Source organism: Lacinutrix sp. 5H-3-7-4 (assembly GCF_000211855.2).
Taxonomy (GTDB): Bacteria; Bacteroidota; Bacteroidia; order Flavobacteriales; family Flavobacteriaceae; genus Lacinutrix.
Genome location: NC_015638.1, coordinates 1,734,050 through 1,750,516 on the forward strand (window position 1 = coordinate 1,734,050; position 16,467 = coordinate 1,750,516).

16 protein-coding genes are annotated in these 16,467 nt (G+C 31.1%); 8 read left to right on the forward strand and 8 right to left on the reverse strand.

Annotated elements, in window-relative coordinates; all coding sequences use genetic code 11:
• Window positions 1–90: 90 nt before the first annotated feature.
• Window positions 91–546, reverse strand: coding sequence for a GAF domain-containing protein (locus tag LACAL_RS07655; protein ID WP_013870151.1), 456 nt, complete (start codon window positions 544–546; stop codon window positions 91–93).
• Between the two features lie 82 nt (window positions 547–628).
• Here LACAL_RS07655 and xrtF point away from each other — a divergent pair, with 82 nt between their 5' ends.
• From xrtF to LACAL_RS07685, 6 genes are all read left to right on the forward strand, one after another.
• Window positions 629–1,180, forward strand: a complete 552-nt coding sequence (gene xrtF / locus LACAL_RS07660) for an exosortase family protein XrtF (RefSeq protein WP_083817718.1) — start codon at window positions 629–631, stop codon at window positions 1,178–1,180.
• Window positions 1,173–1,604, forward strand: coding sequence for an exosortase F system-associated protein (locus LACAL_RS07665; protein WP_013870153.1), 432 nt, complete (start codon window positions 1,173–1,175; stop codon window positions 1,602–1,604). The genes xrtF and LACAL_RS07665 overlap by 8 nt, the downstream gene beginning before the upstream one ends.
• Before the next feature lie 58 nt (window positions 1,605–1,662).
• Window positions 1,663–2,067, forward strand: a complete 405-nt coding sequence (locus LACAL_RS07670; protein WP_371200051.1) for a hypothetical protein — start codon at window positions 1,663–1,665, stop codon at window positions 2,065–2,067.
• 82 nt (window positions 2,068–2,149) lie between these two features.
• Complete coding sequence (locus LACAL_RS07675) at window positions 2,150–2,869, forward strand: heavy-metal-associated domain-containing protein (RefSeq protein ID WP_013870155.1); 720 nt, start codon at window positions 2,150–2,152, stop codon at window positions 2,867–2,869.
• Between the two features lie 5 nt (window positions 2,870–2,874).
• Window positions 2,875–5,103 (forward strand): TonB-dependent receptor, encoded by a 2,229-nt coding sequence (locus LACAL_RS07680; protein WP_013870156.1) that lies wholly within the window; start codon window positions 2,875–2,877, stop codon window positions 5,101–5,103.
• Window positions 5,104–5,114: 11 nt separating this feature from the next.
• Window positions 5,115–5,471, forward strand: coding sequence for a heavy-metal-associated domain-containing protein (locus LACAL_RS07685; protein ID WP_013870157.1), 357 nt, complete (start codon window positions 5,115–5,117; stop codon window positions 5,469–5,471).
• 95 nt (window positions 5,472–5,566) lie between these two features.
• On the opposite strand, the gene groL is transcribed toward LACAL_RS07685, so the two are convergent.
• From groL to miaB, 7 genes are all read right to left on the reverse strand, one after another.
• The gene (gene groL, locus LACAL_RS07690) at window positions 5,567–7,201 is read right to left on the reverse strand and encodes a chaperonin GroEL (protein WP_013870158.1); all 1,635 of its coding nucleotides are present in this window, start codon (window positions 7,199–7,201) and stop codon (window positions 5,567–5,569) included.
• A 129-nt stretch (window positions 7,202–7,330) separates the two neighbouring features.
• Entirely contained in the window at window positions 7,331–7,609 is a 279-nt protein-coding gene (locus LACAL_RS07695; protein WP_013870159.1) for a co-chaperone GroES, read from the reverse strand.
• A gap of 163 nt (window positions 7,610–7,772) precedes the next feature.
• Window positions 7,773–8,129, reverse strand: a complete 357-nt coding sequence (gene secG / locus LACAL_RS07700; RefSeq protein ID WP_013870160.1) for a preprotein translocase subunit SecG — start codon at window positions 8,127–8,129, stop codon at window positions 7,773–7,775.
• Window positions 8,129–9,088 (reverse strand): tetratricopeptide repeat protein, encoded by a 960-nt coding sequence (locus LACAL_RS07705; protein WP_013870161.1) that lies wholly within the window; start codon window positions 9,086–9,088, stop codon window positions 8,129–8,131. Before LACAL_RS07705 ends, secG begins: the two co-directional genes overlap by 1 nt.
• Window positions 9,088–9,591: an LptE family protein gene (locus tag LACAL_RS07710; RefSeq protein WP_013870162.1), complete on the reverse strand. Its 504-nt coding sequence runs from the start codon at window positions 9,589–9,591 to the stop codon at window positions 9,088–9,090. The genes LACAL_RS07705 and LACAL_RS07710 overlap by 1 nt, the downstream gene beginning before the upstream one ends.
• Before the next feature lie 39 nt (window positions 9,592–9,630).
• Window positions 9,631–10,893: a sigma-54-dependent Fis family transcriptional regulator gene (locus LACAL_RS07715; protein WP_013870163.1), complete on the reverse strand. Its 1,263-nt coding sequence runs from the start codon at window positions 10,891–10,893 to the stop codon at window positions 9,631–9,633.
• A gap of 41 nt (window positions 10,894–10,934) precedes the next feature.
• On the reverse strand, window positions 10,935–12,374 hold the full coding sequence (gene miaB, locus LACAL_RS07720; protein ID WP_013870164.1) for a tRNA (N6-isopentenyl adenosine(37)-C2)-methylthiotransferase MiaB: 1,440 nt from the start codon (window positions 12,372–12,374) through the stop codon (window positions 10,935–10,937).
• A 255-nt stretch (window positions 12,375–12,629) separates the two neighbouring features.
• Here miaB and topA point away from each other — a divergent pair, with 255 nt between their 5' ends.
• A complete protein-coding gene (topA, locus tag LACAL_RS07725) occupies window positions 12,630–15,158 on the forward strand; it encodes a type I DNA topoisomerase (protein WP_013870165.1) in 2,529 nt (842 codons plus the stop codon).
• 6 nt (window positions 15,159–15,164) lie between these two features.
• Complete coding sequence (locus LACAL_RS07730) at window positions 15,165–16,331, forward strand: formimidoylglutamase (RefSeq protein WP_013870166.1); 1,167 nt, start codon at window positions 15,165–15,167, stop codon at window positions 16,329–16,331.
• Window positions 16,332–16,467: the final 136 nt, after the last annotated feature.

Below are 16,467 nucleotides of genomic sequence, written 5' to 3' on the forward strand. Positions count from 1 at the left end.
AATAAGCATGCAAATTTACGAAAAAACGAGTTTACTTTAAGCTAAAAAAAACGAGTCTTTTTTTAACTAAATTAAAGTAGTTGTTAACAACTAAAGTATTTTTGCAACTTTAGCACAAACAAATTCTAAAAAGCGTTCGTCTTCTTCTGTAAAAGGATCTGGTGTATTAGAGTCTATGTCTATTTGCCCAACATTTTCTCCATTTACAAAAATAGGAATTACAATTTCGGCCTTAACCGTAATACTACATGCTATGTAATTATCTTGTGCAGCAACATCTGGCACCACAAAATTTTCATTACTTACAGCAACTTGACCACAAATGCCTTTGCCAAATGGAATTATAGTATGGTCTGTTGGTTCGCCAACGTAAGGTCCAAGTTTTAATTCATTTTTATCTCCGTTTTTAAAATAAAAACCCACCCAATTATAATATTCTATATTGGCTTCAAGTACTTCGCAAATGTTTAATAATTGCTCATCTTTAGATTTGTTATTATCTAAAAGTATAGTTTCAATTTCTGTTTTTAATTTTTCAAAAATCATAGTAAGATAAAAATTTTGGTAAAAGTATTTAAAAAGACGTAATTTCAGCCTTTTAAAAACCATAAATTTTTCTAAAATTAAGTTGAAATCGCTTTTTGTAAAATATAAGTCTGTTATAAAATTTATCCTTACATTTTTGTTGGTTTATATTGCGCTTTCCTATGCTTATAAATTATATTTAGATAATTCTAATAGTCCCGTTTATTATCCAGATTATGTAACACATCAAGTCGCTAAACAAACCAATGATTTGGTAAGTTTTTTTGGTTACGATTCTCAAGTTGTTAAGCACCCAAACGAACCATCTATGAAAATGATTATTAACGGTAATTACTTAGCGCGAGTAATAGAAGGTTGTAATGCATTAAGCGTGATTATTTTATTTGTTGCATTTATAGTTGCATTTAAAGGCAAATTAAAAACAACAGTTTTATATATACTTTTTGGTATTCTAATAATCTATATAACTAATATTATTAGAATAGCTTTATTGTCTATTGGTATTTATCACTATCCAGAATATACAACAATATTACATTCTGTTATTTTTCCAACTATAATTTATGGTTTGGTATTTTTACTTTGGATGCTTTGGGTAAACAAATTTTCTAATATTGGTAAAAATAATGGCTAAGCAGAGTAAATATATAGTGTTGTTTTTCCTTTTTGGACTTTTGGTACTAATACGCTTGTTTGAAAATGAAATTTTCTACGATCCTTACTTGCAATTTTTTAACAATGATTACTTGTATATTGATTCACCTCGATTTGAATTACTAAAACTTACAGCATCAACAAGTATTAGATTTTTACTAAATACACTTATTTCTTTAGCTATTTTATATGTGTTTTTTAAAGATAAAAGTATCGTTAAATTCGCTTCAATAATTTATGTTTTAAGTTACTTTATATTATTACTACTATTTTTATATTTTGTAATTAACCCAAAACAAGAAGATTATTTGGTGTTTTTTAATATTAGACGTTTTTTAATTCAGCCCATTCTTTTATTACTCTTACTTCCAGCTTTTTATTACCAAAGAAAAGGAGCAAAGTAAAACGTTAAAATAGTAATAACACATATAGAGACCTGCTTAAATTTTGTAACTTTGCATTGTGAAAACAAATTTTTTACATATTATCTTTGCTCCACTAATGTCACTTTTGGTGTTGTTTTCAACATTGTCTTTTACTGTTGAATCTCATTATTGTGGTGATTTTTTAATAGATACAGCTATTTTTACCGAAGCTCAAGGATGCGGTATGAATGCTAAAGAAGAAGCAAAAATTAAAAAGAATTGCTGTAAAGATGAAGTTGTTATAATTCAAGGTCAAGATGAATTAAAGTTTAGCGCTTTTGATGATTTAGATTTTAATGCTCAATTTGTTTTAACGGCTTATGCATATTCTTATAATGCATTATTTAAAGCCTTACCTAAACAAATAATTCCTCATAAGGATTATACTCCTCCCAAACTCATTTATGACATACAAGTAATAAATGATACTTTTTTAATTTGATTTAATTTTTTATGCTCTTTAAAGCTGTTAAATAATAGTTTTAAGAAGTAAACTAAAAGAATTATACATCAAATATATTACAATGAAACATACTTATATGGTTACAGGTATGACCTGTAATGGCTGTAAAGCATCTGTTGAAAAACATTTAAATGCTTTGCCAGAAATTAGCAATGCAATAGTAAATCTTGATAAAAAAGAAGTTGTTGTAGAAATGTCTCAACACCTGCCAACTAATGCGTTACAAGAAGTACTACCAGGAAAATTTTTAATTAAAGAAAAAACAGAAACTAATGTTTTTTCGGCTTCTACAAAAGAAGAAAATAAAAGTATTTTAAAGCAATTATATCCTTTGTTTTTAATATTTCTATTTATCACTGGTGCAGCAGTTTTATTAAATTTTAAATCAAAAAATTTAACTGGTTTCATGTTAGATTTTATGGGTTTGTTTTATATAGTGTTTAGCTTTTTTAAGTTTTTAGATTTAAAAGGCTTTTCAAATTCATTTAAAATGTACGATCCATTAGCTGGTAAAATTTCAGTATATGGATTAGTTTATCCTTTTATAGAGTTAGCATTAGGTTTATTTTTTTTAATGAGATTTCAAATACCTATAGCTCTAGTAATAACAATTATAATTCTTGGTATAACAACTATTGGTGTAACACAAACACTAATAAATAAAAAATCAATTCAATGTGCTTGTCTAGGTTCGGTTTTAAAACTACCAATGACTAAAGCCACGTTTATTGAAAATTCTGTAATGATTATTATGGCAATAATCATGTTAATATCAAATTAAAATTAATGAAAAAAATTATATATATATTAATGCTTTTACCTGTTTTTACAATAGCACAATCTCAACTAGAAGGTGTTGTTTTTGAAAACGGTAATAGTAAAACACCTCTTGCAGGTGCCAATGTACATTGGGCAAATACAAAAGTTGGAACAGTAACCAATTTTGATGGCGAATTTACAGTGCCATATAAACAGGAATATTCGCAATTAGTAATAAGTTATGTGGGTTTTAAAACCGATACAATTACTGTAAAAAACCTAAACAGAATAGAACATTCTTTAAAAGCTACAAGTGATTTAGAAGAAGTTAATATTTCTTCTAGAAAAGCAGCCACTTCAAAGTCCTATTTACAGTCACAAAATATTATAACAGTAAACAGTGATGAGTTATTAAAGGCAGCGTGTTGTAATTTATCTGAAAGTTTTGAAACCAACCCATCTATAGATGTAAATTTTGCAGATGCCGTAACAGGAACTAGGCAAATTAAAATGTTAGGCCTAACAAGCCCGTATTTACTAATAGCAACAGAAAATATACCATCAATTCGAGGTGCATCTCAAGCGTTTGGTTTAAGCTTTATTCCTGGTACTTGGGTAGAAAGTATACAAATAACAAAAGGAGCAGGTAGTGTAGTTAATGGTTTTGAGAGTATTGCTGGGCAAATAAATGCCGAACTTGTAAAACCAACTACAGATGATAAATTGTTTGTAAACCTATATGGAGCAAGTAATACACGTTTAGAGCTAAATACACACTTTAATACTAAAGTGAGCGATAAATGGGATACAGGTATTTATTTACACGGTAATACTCATCAAAAAAAACACGATGTAAACCACGATGGTTTTCTAGATATGCCTTTATATAAACAATTTAATGTTATGAATCGCTGGCAATATACTAATCCAGAAAAAGGCTTTGTGAGTTTTATTAATTTAAAATATTTAACAGATGAAAAGCAAGCAGGAGAATTAGATTTTAATCAAGATACCGATAAATTAACAACAAACAATTGGGGTAGTGAAATAGATACAGAGCGTTATGAGGTTTCTGCCAAATTGGGTTATGTAAACCCAGAAATTCCTTGGCAAAGCCTTGGTGTTCAAGCAGCATTTAGTGGCCATAAACAGGATTCTTATTTTGGTTTAAACCTTTATAATATAGAACATAATAGTTTATACTCTAATTTAGTTTACAATTCTATTATTAGTGATTCTAGACATAAAATAAAAACAGGAATAAGTTATACACATGATAGCTACAATGAGCTTGTAAATAGTACCAATTTTAATAGAGTAGAAAATTCTGTTGGTGGTTTTTTTGAGTATAATTATGATAGCTTAGATAAATTAAACTTAACAGCAGGATTAAGAGTAGATCATCATAACTTATTAGGTACATTTGTTACACCTCGCTTGCATATGCGCTATACAGCCTGGGAAAAAGGTGTTTTTAGAGCATCGGTAGGTAGAGGAAAACGAAGTGCTAATATTTTTGCCGAAAACCAAAAACTATTTTCAACCTCTAGAGTGATAAATATTCAAAATAACAATGGAGAAATTTATGGTTTAGATCCAGAAATTGCATGGAATTATGGCGTGTCGTTTTTACAAGGCTTTAGGTTATTTGGGCAAAAAGGAGATATCACTTTAGATTATTATATCACTAATTTTGAAAATCAAATTGTTGTAGATTATGAAAATCCTCAAGAAGTTAATTTTTATAATTTAAATGGAGATAGTTACGCAAATAGTTTTCAAATTGAAGTAAATTATGAGCCTTTTAATCAATTTAATATGCGTTTAGCTTACAAAAATTACGATGTTAAAACGCAATATAATTCAGGGAAATTAGAAAAACCTCTAACTCCAAAACATAGATTTTTTGCAAATGCTTCATATGAAACAGAGGTGAAAAATAATTCTAAATGGAAATTTGATGCAACATATAATTGGTTAGGTGAGCAGCGTTATTCATCTACATTAAATAATCCTATAGCTTATCAATTACCAGAGTACTCACCAGCTTTAAGTACGTTAAACGCACAAATTACAAAAGTGTTTTCTCCTAGGTTTGAAGTATATTTAGGTGCAGAGAATATATTAAATACTAGACAAGACAATCCAATTGTATCTGCAAACGATCCTTTTGGTTCGAGTTTTGATACTACATTTGTTTATGGCCCAATATTTGGAGCTAATTATTATACAGGATTAAGATTTAAAATTAAATAAATTATAAAAAAATGAAAAAAATATTAACCGTAGTCATTGTAATGTTTTTAAGTTTCACGGCATTTGCACAAAATAAAAACGCTAGAGCATCCTTAGATGTAGATGGAGTTTGCATGATGTGTAAAAAAAGAATTGAAAAAGCAAGTTTAAATACAAAAGGTGTAAAATCTGCAATTTGGAATGTAGAAACTCATGAGTTGAAGTTGATTTTTGATGAACGTAAAACAAATATTAATACTATAGCAGAAAATATTGCAGATGTAGGCCATGATAATAAAAAACTTAAAGCTACAGATGAGGCTTATAATTCTGTACATCCATGTTGTAAGTATAGAGATGAAGACGTACAGGATGATCATAAGGAGTAAATTATACTCAAAATAATTTAGTGATATAAGTTTTTATCATAAAAAAAGCCTCAACATTTTGTTGAGGCTTTTTGTTTTTAAGACGTGATATTTTATTACATCATTCCTGGCATTCCGCCACCCATTGGAGGCATTCCGCCAGCAGGTTCGTCTTCTTTAATATCAATTAAAGCACACTCTGTGGTTAAAATCATTCCAGCAACAGATGCAGCGTTTTCTAAAGCTATTCTAGTTACTTTTTTAGGATCTATAATTCCAGCTTTAAGCATATCTACATAAGATTCAGATTTAGCATCATAACCAAAGTCTTTTTCACCTTCAGAAACTTTGTTTACAACAACACTGCCTTCTCCACCAGCATTCTCTACAATAGTTCTTAGTGGCGCTTCAATAGCTCTTGCTACAATTTGTATTCCTGTAGTTTCGTCTAAATTTTCTGTTGTAATTTTTTCTAAAACAGATTTTGCTCTTACTAATGCAACTCCACCACCGGCAACAATACCTTCTTCTACAGCGGCTCTTGTAGCATGTAAAGCATCATCAACACGATCTTTCTTTTCTTTCATTTCTACTTCACTTGCAGCACCAACGTAAAGTACAGCGACTCCACCAGCTAATTTAGCAAGACGTTCTTGTAGTTTTTCTTTATCGTAATCACTAGTAGTAGACTCTATTTGAGATTTTATTTGGTTAACACGGTTTTTAATCATGTCTTTATCTCCAGCACCATTTACAATTGTAGAGTTGTCTTTATCAATTGTAATACGCTCTGCCGTACCTAACATTTCTAAAGTAGCATTCTCTAAAGTAAAACCTCTCTCTTCAGATATTACTGTTCCTCCAGTTAAAATAGCAATATCTTCTAGCATTGCTTTACGTCTGTCTCCAAATCCTGGAGCTTTTACCGCTGCAATTTTTAAAGAACCTCTTAGTTTATTAACAACTAAAGTTGCTAAAGCTTCTCCGTCTACATCTTCTGCAATAATTAATAAAGGTTTTCCCGTTTGTGCTACTGGTTCTAAAACAGGTAACAAATCCTTCATTGTAGAGACTTTTTTATCGTATAATAATACGTAAGGATTCTCTAAATCTGTAATCATTTTTTCGCTGTCTGTAACAAAGTAAGGCGATAAGTAACCTCTGTCAAATTGCATACCTTCAACAACGTCTACATAAGTATCTGTTCCTTTTGCCTCTTCAACAGTTATTACACCTTCTTTTCCTACTTTACCAAATGCATTTGCAATTAACTCACCAATAACTTCATCGTTATTTGCAGATATTGATGCAACTTGTTTTATTTTATCTGAAGAGTTTTTTACTTCTTTTGATTGCTTTCCTAAATCTTCAACTAAGGCAGTAACAGCTTTGTCAATACCGCGTTTTAAATCCATTGGGTTTGCACCTGCAGCAACATTTTTTAAACCTTCTTTCACAATTGCTTGTGCTAAAACTGTCGCAGTAGTTGTACCATCACCAGCTAAATCGTTGGTTTTAGATGCAACTTCTTTTACCATTTGAGCGCCCATATTTTCTAATGGGTTTTCTAACTCAATTTCTTTTGCAACACTTACACCATCTTTAGTTACAACTGGTGCGCCAAATGAACGGCTAATAATTACATTTCTACCTTTTGGTCCTAAAGTTACTTTAACTGCATTAGCTAATGCATCTACACCGCGTTTTAAGCCATCGCGGGCTTCTATATCAAATTTTATATCTTTTGCCATCGTTAAATTATTTTAATTTTAGCATTTTTGTAAAAACGAAATGCTATTTTTATTTTATTCTCAAAAAATTGAGAATGTGTGTGTTTTGTTTTTATAAATTTCGCATTACATACGAAATGACATTATTTATTAAATAATTGCCATGATGTCTTCTTCACGCATCATTAAAAAATCTTGACCATCTAATTTAATTTCAGATCCAGAATATTTTCCATAAAGTACAGTGTCTCCAACTTTAACGGTAAGCGGTTCATCTTTTTTACCGTTTCCAACAGCGACTACAGTTCCTTTGTGTTGTTTTTCTTGAGCGCTATCTGGAATGTATAATCCAGAAGCGGTTTGTGTTTCAGCAGGAAGTGCTTCTACCAATACACGATCTGCTAATGGTTTAATGTTTACTTTACTCATTTTATTGTTGTTTAGTGCTATCTAAAAAGATAGACGGTTATATAATAATTTTTATGATTAAGATTAAGCTAAAAATGTGCCATTGCAGTAGGACTGACAAAGTTTCAGAAACAAAAAATGCCAACTAAAAAGTTGGCATTTAAATATTATTTAAGGAATATGATTAATTTCCTGTTGAGTCTGTTGCTTGCGTATTGTTTTCTACACTTGGTGCCGGTGTTGCAGGAGCTGCAGGTGTAGTAATTGCGTCTGGATCTAATGCTCTAGAATCTACAGCTGTATTTGTGTCTCTAAACGAAAAATTAGATAGTAAAATTAAAGCAATTAATATTGCTCCTAAAGTCCAAGTACTCTTGTCTAAAAAGTCTGTTGTTTTTTTAACACCTCCTAATTGTTGTGTTCCACCACCGCCAAAAGAAGAAGATAATCCACCACCTTTTGGGTTTTGTACCATAATTACTACTATTAGTAAAAATGCTACAACTACAATTAAGATTAAAAATATAGTAAACGTATTCATTATTCTTTATGGTTTTGTTCTTGTAATTGTTTTATTGCTTTAATTTGGTCTGCAAAGAAACCACTTTTTTCTGGATATTTCAAAATTAAAATGTTGTAAGATTGAATTGCCTTCTTGTAATTTTTTTGTTCTAAATAAATACGCGCTAAAGTCTCTGTCATCAAGGCTTCTGGCTTTATCATTTGAGCTTTTGCAATATTGTGATTCGAGCTTTTTGTTTTTTTTGCTTCTAATTTTGGGCTCTTTTCAATAAATTTTTCAATTAATTCAAACTTTTTTGCTCTTGAAAGAGAGTTTTCTAATTGATTATCAATTGGCTTGTTTTTAGAAGCCTGTGTTTTTTTAATTTCCGTATTTCTATTAATTGGATTAAACTTTGTAAGGCTTAACCATTCTCCAAAGGAATGTGTTTCAGTTTTATTAAATTCTAAAGGTTTTCCTATTTCTAGTATAGTTTCAGGAGATTTGTTTTCTTTTGAAATTTTATTATTTGATTCAGTAGTAAATGTTTTAACTGAAGCTTCAATATGTGCAATTTTATCTTTTTGAACTTTAGGTTGAAAAAGTTCTGGATCTAAAATGTTTGTAGTACTATCAATATGTTCTTTTAATGCATTGTCAATACTTTGGCTTTTATTAACCGAAATGTCTTCAGAAACAACATCTATGGCATTTATGTTTGCTGTATTTTGTTTTATTTGTTGCGAAATTTCATTTTGAGTAAAATTTTCTGAAGTTATAAAATCAAATAGAATACTGCGGTCTGTTGTATAGGCAGCTGTTTTTTTTAAAGCTTGATTGTATTGAAAACTACCACTGTTTTTTAATCCTTTTAAATGCATGGCGCGAGCCGATTGAAAATACGGGAACGTTTTTACAATATCTTGTAAAGCACTTGTTTGGTCTTTAGAGATTGCTTGTGGTTTTTGTAATATGCTTGTAAATTCAATTTTATTCATTACCAATCTGCTAGTGAAGCATTAAATATGTCTTGTGTTAATCTTTCAAATATCTCTTCAAAAGCGGTTGCTTTTATAGCTGTACTAGGTAGAGAGCTTCCTGCATAATCATAAAAGAAAGAGAATCTTTTTTCAAAATCTGCATCTTCTTTTGTTTTATTAAAAAACCTAACATTTACGCTTATGGTAAGCCTATTTTGTGCTGCGGTATTATTTGCAGTTGCTGTGGTAGGAGAGATGCGGTATTCTGTAATTTCGCCTTCGTATACTAAATCTCCATTAGAGTTTACAAGCTCTAAATTGGTTTGATCTTGAATTAAATCTTGCAATGCTATAGTGAAATCTCTTTCTAAACCTGGTTCTATTAATTGCGCATTATTTTGAAAATAATTTACTTGAAATGTTTTTGCTTCACCAACATCTCCACCTGTAAATGAGTATGCACCACAGGCTAATAAGGTTGTTGTGATTGCTAAAATTATTATGTGTTTTAAATATTTCATATTAACTAAAAAGTTGAACTTAGGTGTATTAACGGATTTTTATAAATCAAATTGTTTAATTTTTCTATATAAAGTGCGTTCGCTAATTCCAAGTTCTTCAGCAGCGAGTTTGCGTTTTCCGTTATGGCGTTCTAGAGATTTTTTAATAAGTTCTAGTTCTTTATCGTGTAAAGATAAAGTTTCTTCTTCTTCAATTTCTTCGGCGAAATGATATTTGTCTTCAGCATCTGTTTTAAACTGTTCTGGAGCATCTGCGTCTTGTGGTATAGCTAATACTTGTAAATCGTCTATTTGCTCTTCGTAGTCATGATTGTCGTCGCCGTAAATTTTTTCAATTAAACCTTCGTTATTTTTTTGAACGTCTTTTGCATTACCGTTTTTCATGAGTTCCATGGTAAGCTTTTTTAAATCGTTTAAATCGGCTTTCATATCAAAAAGTACTTTGTATAAAATTTCACGTTCGCTACTAAAGTCGCTTTCAGATTTTGTGGTTTTTATTACTGCTGGTAAGTTATTGCTACCAGAAGGTAGGTAGCCATTTAGTGTTTGTGCAGTGATGGTTCTATTTTGTTCTAATACCGAAATTTGCTCAGCCACATTTCGAAGTTGTCTAATGTTTCCGCTCCATCTAAATTTTAATAATATTTGTATAGCATCATCACTTAGTTTTATGGTTGGCATTTTGTATTTTAAAGCAAAATCACTGGCAAATTTTCTAAATAATAAATGGATGTCTTCTTGTCTGTCTCTAAGTGGTGGTAAATTAATATCTACAGTACTTAGCCTGTAATATAAATCTTCACGAAATTTTTCTTTTTTAATAGCATCAAACATATTTACGTTTGTTGCAGCTACAATTCTAACGTTTGTTTTTTGAACTTTGCTAGAACCTACTTTTATAAACTCACCGTTTTCAAGAACACGAAGTAATCGCACTTGCGTTGTTAAAGGTAGTTCTCCAACTTCATCTAAAAAAATGGTGCCACCATCGGCAACTTCAAAATAACCACTTCTTGTGGATGTTGCTCCTGTAAAAGCTCCTTTTTCGTGACCAAAAAGTTCACTGTCAATAGTACCTTCTGGTATTGCACCACAGTTTACTGCAATATATTTATTGTGTTTTCTATGTGAGAGTTGGTGTATAATTTTAGGAATACTTTCTTTACCAACACCACTTTCTCCTGTAACCAAAACAGAAATATCTGTTGGTGATACTTGTATGGCTTTTTCTATAGCGCGGTTAAGGCCAGCACTATTTCCTATTATGCCAAAACGTTGTTTTGTTGCTTGTATTGATTCCATAACTTGTCCTGCAAAGGCAGGAATCTATTTTAGTTAATATTTTATTCTGCTTCTCCAACAGCTTCACCTATAAGTGTTGCTTTTGTACAATCTGTTACTTTTACATTTACAAAATCACCTATTTTATAATTTCCTTTAGGAAAAACGGCAACTAAGTTTTTTTCTGTGCGTCCAGACCATTGCTCTTTAGATTTTTTAGATTCACGCTCAATTAGTACTTCTACAGTTTTACCAAGGTGTTCTCTTGTTCTAAGCTCGCTATGTTTTAATTGTAGCTCAATAATTTCTTTTAGTCTTCGGCTTTTTACAGCTTCTGGAATATCATCATCAAGTTTACGCTCGGCAAGTGTTCCTGGTCTTTCAGAATAAGTAAACATATAACCAAAATTATATTTTACATATTCCATTAAGCTTAAAGTGTCTTGGTGATCTTCTTCTGTTTCTGTTGGGAAACCGGCAATCATGTCTTGACTAATTGCGCAGTCTGGAATAATAGTTTTTATATTATCTATTAAAGTAAAATATTCTTTACGTGTGTGCAGACGATTCATGGCTTTTAAAATGCGATCGCTTCCACTTTGTACAGGTAAATGTATGTGGTTACATATGTTTTTATATTTAGCCATTGTTTTTATTACCTCTAAACTCATGTCTTGTGGGTTTGAAGTAGAAAAACGAATACGCATTTTTGGTTGTGCCTCTGCGCAAATTTGTAATAATTTTGAAAAGTCTACTGCTGTAGCTTTTTGAATATCTGATGCTTTTGAGAAATCTTTTTTAAGTCCGCCGCCATACCAAAGGTAGCTGTCTACGTTTTGACCTAATAAAGTGATTTCTTTATAGCCTTTGCTCCATAAATCGTTTATTTCTTCAATAATACTTTGTGGATCGCGACTACGTTCTCTACCACGTGTAAATGGTACTACACAAAACGTACACATATTATCACAACCACGTGTTATAGAAACAAAAGCAGTAACGCCGTTGCTGTTTAATCTTACTGGTGAAACATCACCATAAGTTTCATCTTTAGAAAGTACAACGTTAATAGCGTCATGACCTTCTTCAACTTCGGCTAAAAGATTAGGTAGATCTTTGTAAGCATCTGGGCCAACAACGAGATCGACAATTTTTTCTTCTTCTAAAAATTTACTTTTTAAGCGTTCTGCCATGCATCCTAAAACACCAACTTTCATTTTTGGATTAGTACGTTTTACAGCATTGTATTTTTCTAAACGCTTTCTTACAGTTTGTTCTGCTTTGTCTCTAATCGAGCATGTGTTTACTAAAACTAAATCTGCATCTTCTAGTTTGCTTGTGGTGTTATAACCTTGCTCATCTAAAATTGAAGCTACAATTTCACTGTCGCTAAAATTCATAGCACACCCATAACTTTCTATAAAAAGTTTTTTGGTGTTTTTATCGTTTTGGTCTAAAACAAGAGTGTTTCCTTGTTTTTTTTCGTCAATTGTTTTTTCCATAAATCCTACTCAAAAACAGTAACGGTCAAGATTTGTGCCTCATTACTATTAAGTAGCTACAAAGATAGTTTATTTTCTAAATTGTGACAATATGACAGTGTGTTAATTTTATAATAAGAGTTGTTTGTATATTAAGGAAAGAAAGTTTTTGTGTTAATTTCTTTGATTTTAGAGACTGAAATGTGATAGAATTTAATATTAATTATGCTCATATGTATTTTTTCATATACATTTGTAACCTCAAAAATGATATGAATGGCTAAGAATTTAGTAATAGTTGAGTCACCAGCTAAGGCGAAAACGATAGAGAAATTTCTAGGAAAAGATTTTAAAGTAGAATCAAGTTATGGGCATATTTCAGATTTGCCTTCAAAGGAATTGGGTGTAGATGTAGAAGGTGATTTTGATCCAAAATATCAAGTATCCACAGATAAAAAAGCAGTTGTTAAAAAACTAAAAGATTTAGCAAAAAAAGCAGAGATTGTTTGGTTGGCGAGTGATGAGGATCGCGAGGGTGAGGCTATAGCTTGGCACTTAGCAGAATCTCTTGGCTTAGATAAAGAGAAAACTAAACGAATTGTTTTTCATGAAATTACAAAAGCAGCCATTCAAAAAGCTGTAGAAAACCCAAGACAAATAGATTACGATTTAGTAGATGCGCAACAAGCAAGACGTGTTTTAGATAGAATTGTAGGTTATGAGTTGTCTCCAGTGCTTTGGAGAAAAGTAAAAGGAGGACTTTCAGCAGGTAGAGTGCAATCTGTATCTGTAAGATTAATTGTTGAACGTGAGAGAGAAATTCAAGCTTTTAATGCAGAAGCGTCTTATAGAATAGATGCTGAATTTTCTAATGAAGAAGGACAATCGTTTAAGGCTAAATTGCCAAAAACCATAAAAACAAAAGCCGAAGCCTTAAAGTTTTTAGAAAAAAATGCCAAAACAACATTTAAGGTTTCAGATTTAGAAAAAAAACCAGCTAAAAAAGCTCCAGCAGCACCATTTACAACGTCTACATTACAACAAGAGGCATCACGAAAGTTATATTTTTCAGTAAGTAAAACCATGACAATGGCGCAACGCCTTTATGAAGCGGGTTTAATTACTTATATGAGAACAGATAGTGTAAATCTATCTAAAGAAGCAAAGCAAGGAGCAGCAAAAGAAATTATAGAAGCTTACGGTAAAGAATATGCTAAAGAGCGTAATTATAAAGGAAAATCTAAAGGAGCGCAAGAAGCTCACGAAGCTATTAGACCAACAGATTTTTCTGCGCATTCCGCAGGTTTAGACAATGATCAAGTTAGATTATATGAGTTAATTTGGAAACGAGCCATTGCATCACAAATGAGTGAAGCAAAATTAGAACGTACAAATGTAAAAATTAAAGCAGCAGATCATAAAGAAGTATTCTCTGCAAATGGAGAAGTAATAACATTTGATGGTTTCTTAAAAGTATATCTTGAAGGAACAGATGATGAGGATTTAGAACAGCAAGAAGGTATGTTGCCTGCAATGAAAGTTGGAGAAACATTATTAAATAATAGTATAACAGCAACAGAACGTTACACTAGAGCGCCATATAGATATACCGAAGCTTCATTAGTTAAAAAACTTGAAGAGTTAGGTATTGGTAGGCCATCTACATACGCACCAACTATTTCTACAATTCAAAATAGAAATTATGTAGAAAAAGGAACAGTAGAAGGAACAGAGCGTAATTATACGCAATTAGTACTAAAAAATGGAGATGTAAAAGATAACCTGTTAACAGAGAAAGTAGGTTCAGATAAAGGTAAATTAGTGCCCACAGATATTGGTATAATTGTAACCGATTTTTTAGTAAATCATTTTGAAAGTATATTAGATTATAGTTTTACAGCAAATGTAGAAGATCAATTTGATGACATTGCCGACGGTAAAGCAGATTGGAAAAAAGTAATGAAAAGCTTTTATAAAGATTTTCATCCAAGAGTTATAGACGTTCAGGAAAATGCTGAAAGAGAATCTGGAGAACGTATTTTAGGAGAAGACCCTAAAACAGGAAAGCGTGTGAGTGTCCGTTTAGGAAAGTTTGGGCCAATGGTACAAATGGGTACGGTAGATGATGAAGAAAAACCAACTTTTGCAAGCTTAAGTCCTGATCAGCAATTAGGAAGTATTACTTTTGAAGAAGCAATGGATTTGTTTAAATTGCCTAAAAAATTAGGAGAATATAAAGACGAATCTGTTGAGGTTAATAATGGACGTTTTGGACCATATGTTAAATTTGGAAAAGCTTATGTGTCATTACCAAAAGGAACAGATCCTTTAAGTGTAGAGTATGATTATGCTGTAGAGCTTATAAAAGAGAAAGAAAAAGCAGATGCGCCAATTTATACATATAAAGATTTACCTGTACAAAAAGGAAAAGGACGTTTTGGGCCATACATAAAATGGAACAATATGTTTATTAATGTTAACAAAAAGTACGATTGGGATAATTTGTCTGAAGATGATATAATAGAACTTATTGAAGTAAAAATCCAAAAGGAAATTGATAAGGTTGTACATAATTGGGAAGATGAAGGAATACGTGTAGAAAAAGCACGTTGGGGAAGGCATAATGTAATTCAAGGAAAAGTAAAAATTGAATTACCAAAAACAGTAGATGCGGCAGCATTAACCTTAGAGGAAGTAAAAGGTATAATTGAAAAAAACGCACCTAAGAAAAAAGTAACAAAAAGAAAAACTGCTGCAAAGAAAAAAACAACAACTAGGAAAAAAACCACAGCTAAAAAGAAATAATACTTTATGAATTTTAATTTTTTGTCTCCTGTATCAGATTCGGTTTTAGCTCATAATGAGCTTTTATCTATGCAAGCTCTAGGACGAAAATTAAAAATCCATTCTGCACAAAATGGAATTCCAGATTTAGAAAATGTATCAATAGCGATAATTGGAGTTCTTGAAAACAGAAACGATGTTAATTATATAGGTGAAGAATTTCAGCTTAATGAGGTTAGAAAAGCTTTTTATGCATTATATCCAGGAAGTTGGAGTGCAGTTGTTGCAGATTTAGGAGACATAAATAAAGGAGAAACAGTAGAAGATACATACTTTGCCTTAAAAACTACTGTCTCTATATTAATACAAAAAAAAATAATTCCTATTATTTTAGGCGGAAGTCAAGACTTAACTTACGCCATATATCGTGCTTATGACAATTTAAAACCTATGGTCAACATTGTAAATGTTGATTCACGTTTTGATTTAGGAGATTCAACAAAACCAATAAAAAATAATAGTTTTATTGGTAAAATTATTTTGGACGAACCATATAATTTATTTAATTACGCCGCATTAGGTTATCAAACCTATTTCAATTCCCAAGAAGAAATAGACTTAATGGAGCGTTTGTATTTTGAAGCTTATCGTCTTGGCGAAGTTTCTAACGATATAACTATTGTAGAGCCAGCAATGAGAGATGCGAATATTGTAAGTGTTGACTTGGGAGCCGTAAAAGCATCAGAAGTAAGCCTAAAACAACGCCTGTCACCAAATGGGCTAGATGGAAAAGAAATTTGTGCCATAGCCAGATATGCAGGAATTAGTAACAAAGTGACATCATTCGGTATCTTCGAGTATAAGCCTTCTTATGACGACGAAGTGACGTCTATGTTAATTTCACAAATGTTATGGTATTTTATTGAAGGATATAATTGTCGTGTAATTGATGATGAATTTGTTAACGATAATAACCATCAAAAATTTACAGCATTAACAAGTTCAGAAGAGTTAGTTTTCTACAAAAGCACTAAAACAGGACGTTGGTGGATAGAAATTCCTTTTTTGGCAAATGTTAATAATAAATTAAAAAAGCATACGTTATTATCTTGCACGCATAAAGACTATCTTGATGCCTGTAATGATAAGATACCTGAAAGATGGTATAAAGCGTATCAAAAAAATAGCGTCTAAAAAAATGAAAATTGTTCAGTTTTAACACTTTCTTAATCGTTTAAATGTGAAATTTGTACGATGAAATGTAATTTTTTTTAGTTAAAAAGTTGTTTTTTAAAAAATATATAAATATGTTTACGCTCTTAAAAAATTT

What these genes read in the sequence shown, in the direction of transcription:
- LACAL_RS07715 (WP_013870163.1), bottom strand. Translation starts at nt 10,893, where the DNA reads ATGGAATCAATACAAGCAACAAAACAACGTTTTGGCATAATAGGAAAT.
- LACAL_RS07680 (WP_013870156.1), top strand. Translation starts at nt 2,875, where the DNA reads ATGAAAAAAATTATATATATATTAATGCTTTTACCTGTTTTTACAATA.
- LACAL_RS07665 (WP_013870153.1), top strand. Translation starts at nt 1,173, where the DNA reads ATGGCTAAGCAGAGTAAATATATAGTGTTGTTTTTCCTTTTTGGACTT.
- LACAL_RS07655 (WP_013870151.1), bottom strand. Translation starts at nt 546, where the DNA reads ATGATTTTTGAAAAATTAAAAACAGAAATTGAAACTATACTTTTAGAT.
- secG (WP_013870160.1), bottom strand. Translation starts at nt 8,129, where the DNA reads ATGAATACGTTTACTATATTTTTAATCTTAATTGTAGTTGTAGCATTT.
- LACAL_RS07695 (WP_013870159.1), bottom strand. Translation starts at nt 7,609, where the DNA reads ATGAGTAAAGTAAACATTAAACCATTAGCAGATCGTGTATTGGTAGAA.
- LACAL_RS07685 (WP_013870157.1), top strand. Translation starts at nt 5,115, where the DNA reads ATGAAAAAAATATTAACCGTAGTCATTGTAATGTTTTTAAGTTTCACG.
- LACAL_RS07710 (WP_013870162.1), bottom strand. Translation starts at nt 9,591, where the DNA reads ATGAAATATTTAAAACACATAATAATTTTAGCAATCACAACAACCTTA.
- topA (WP_013870165.1), top strand. Translation starts at nt 12,630, where the DNA reads ATGGCTAAGAATTTAGTAATAGTTGAGTCACCAGCTAAGGCGAAAACG.
- miaB (WP_013870164.1), bottom strand. Translation starts at nt 12,374, where the DNA reads ATGGAAAAAACAATTGACGAAAAAAAACAAGGAAACACTCTTGTTTTA.
- LACAL_RS07675 (WP_013870155.1), top strand. Translation starts at nt 2,150, where the DNA reads ATGAAACATACTTATATGGTTACAGGTATGACCTGTAATGGCTGTAAA.
- groL (WP_013870158.1), bottom strand. Translation starts at nt 7,201, where the DNA reads ATGGCAAAAGATATAAAATTTGATATAGAAGCCCGCGATGGCTTAAAA.
- LACAL_RS07705 (WP_013870161.1), bottom strand. Translation starts at nt 9,088, where the DNA reads ATGAATAAAATTGAATTTACAAGCATATTACAAAAACCACAAGCAATC.
- LACAL_RS07730 (WP_013870166.1), top strand. Translation starts at nt 15,165, where the DNA reads ATGAATTTTAATTTTTTGTCTCCTGTATCAGATTCGGTTTTAGCTCAT.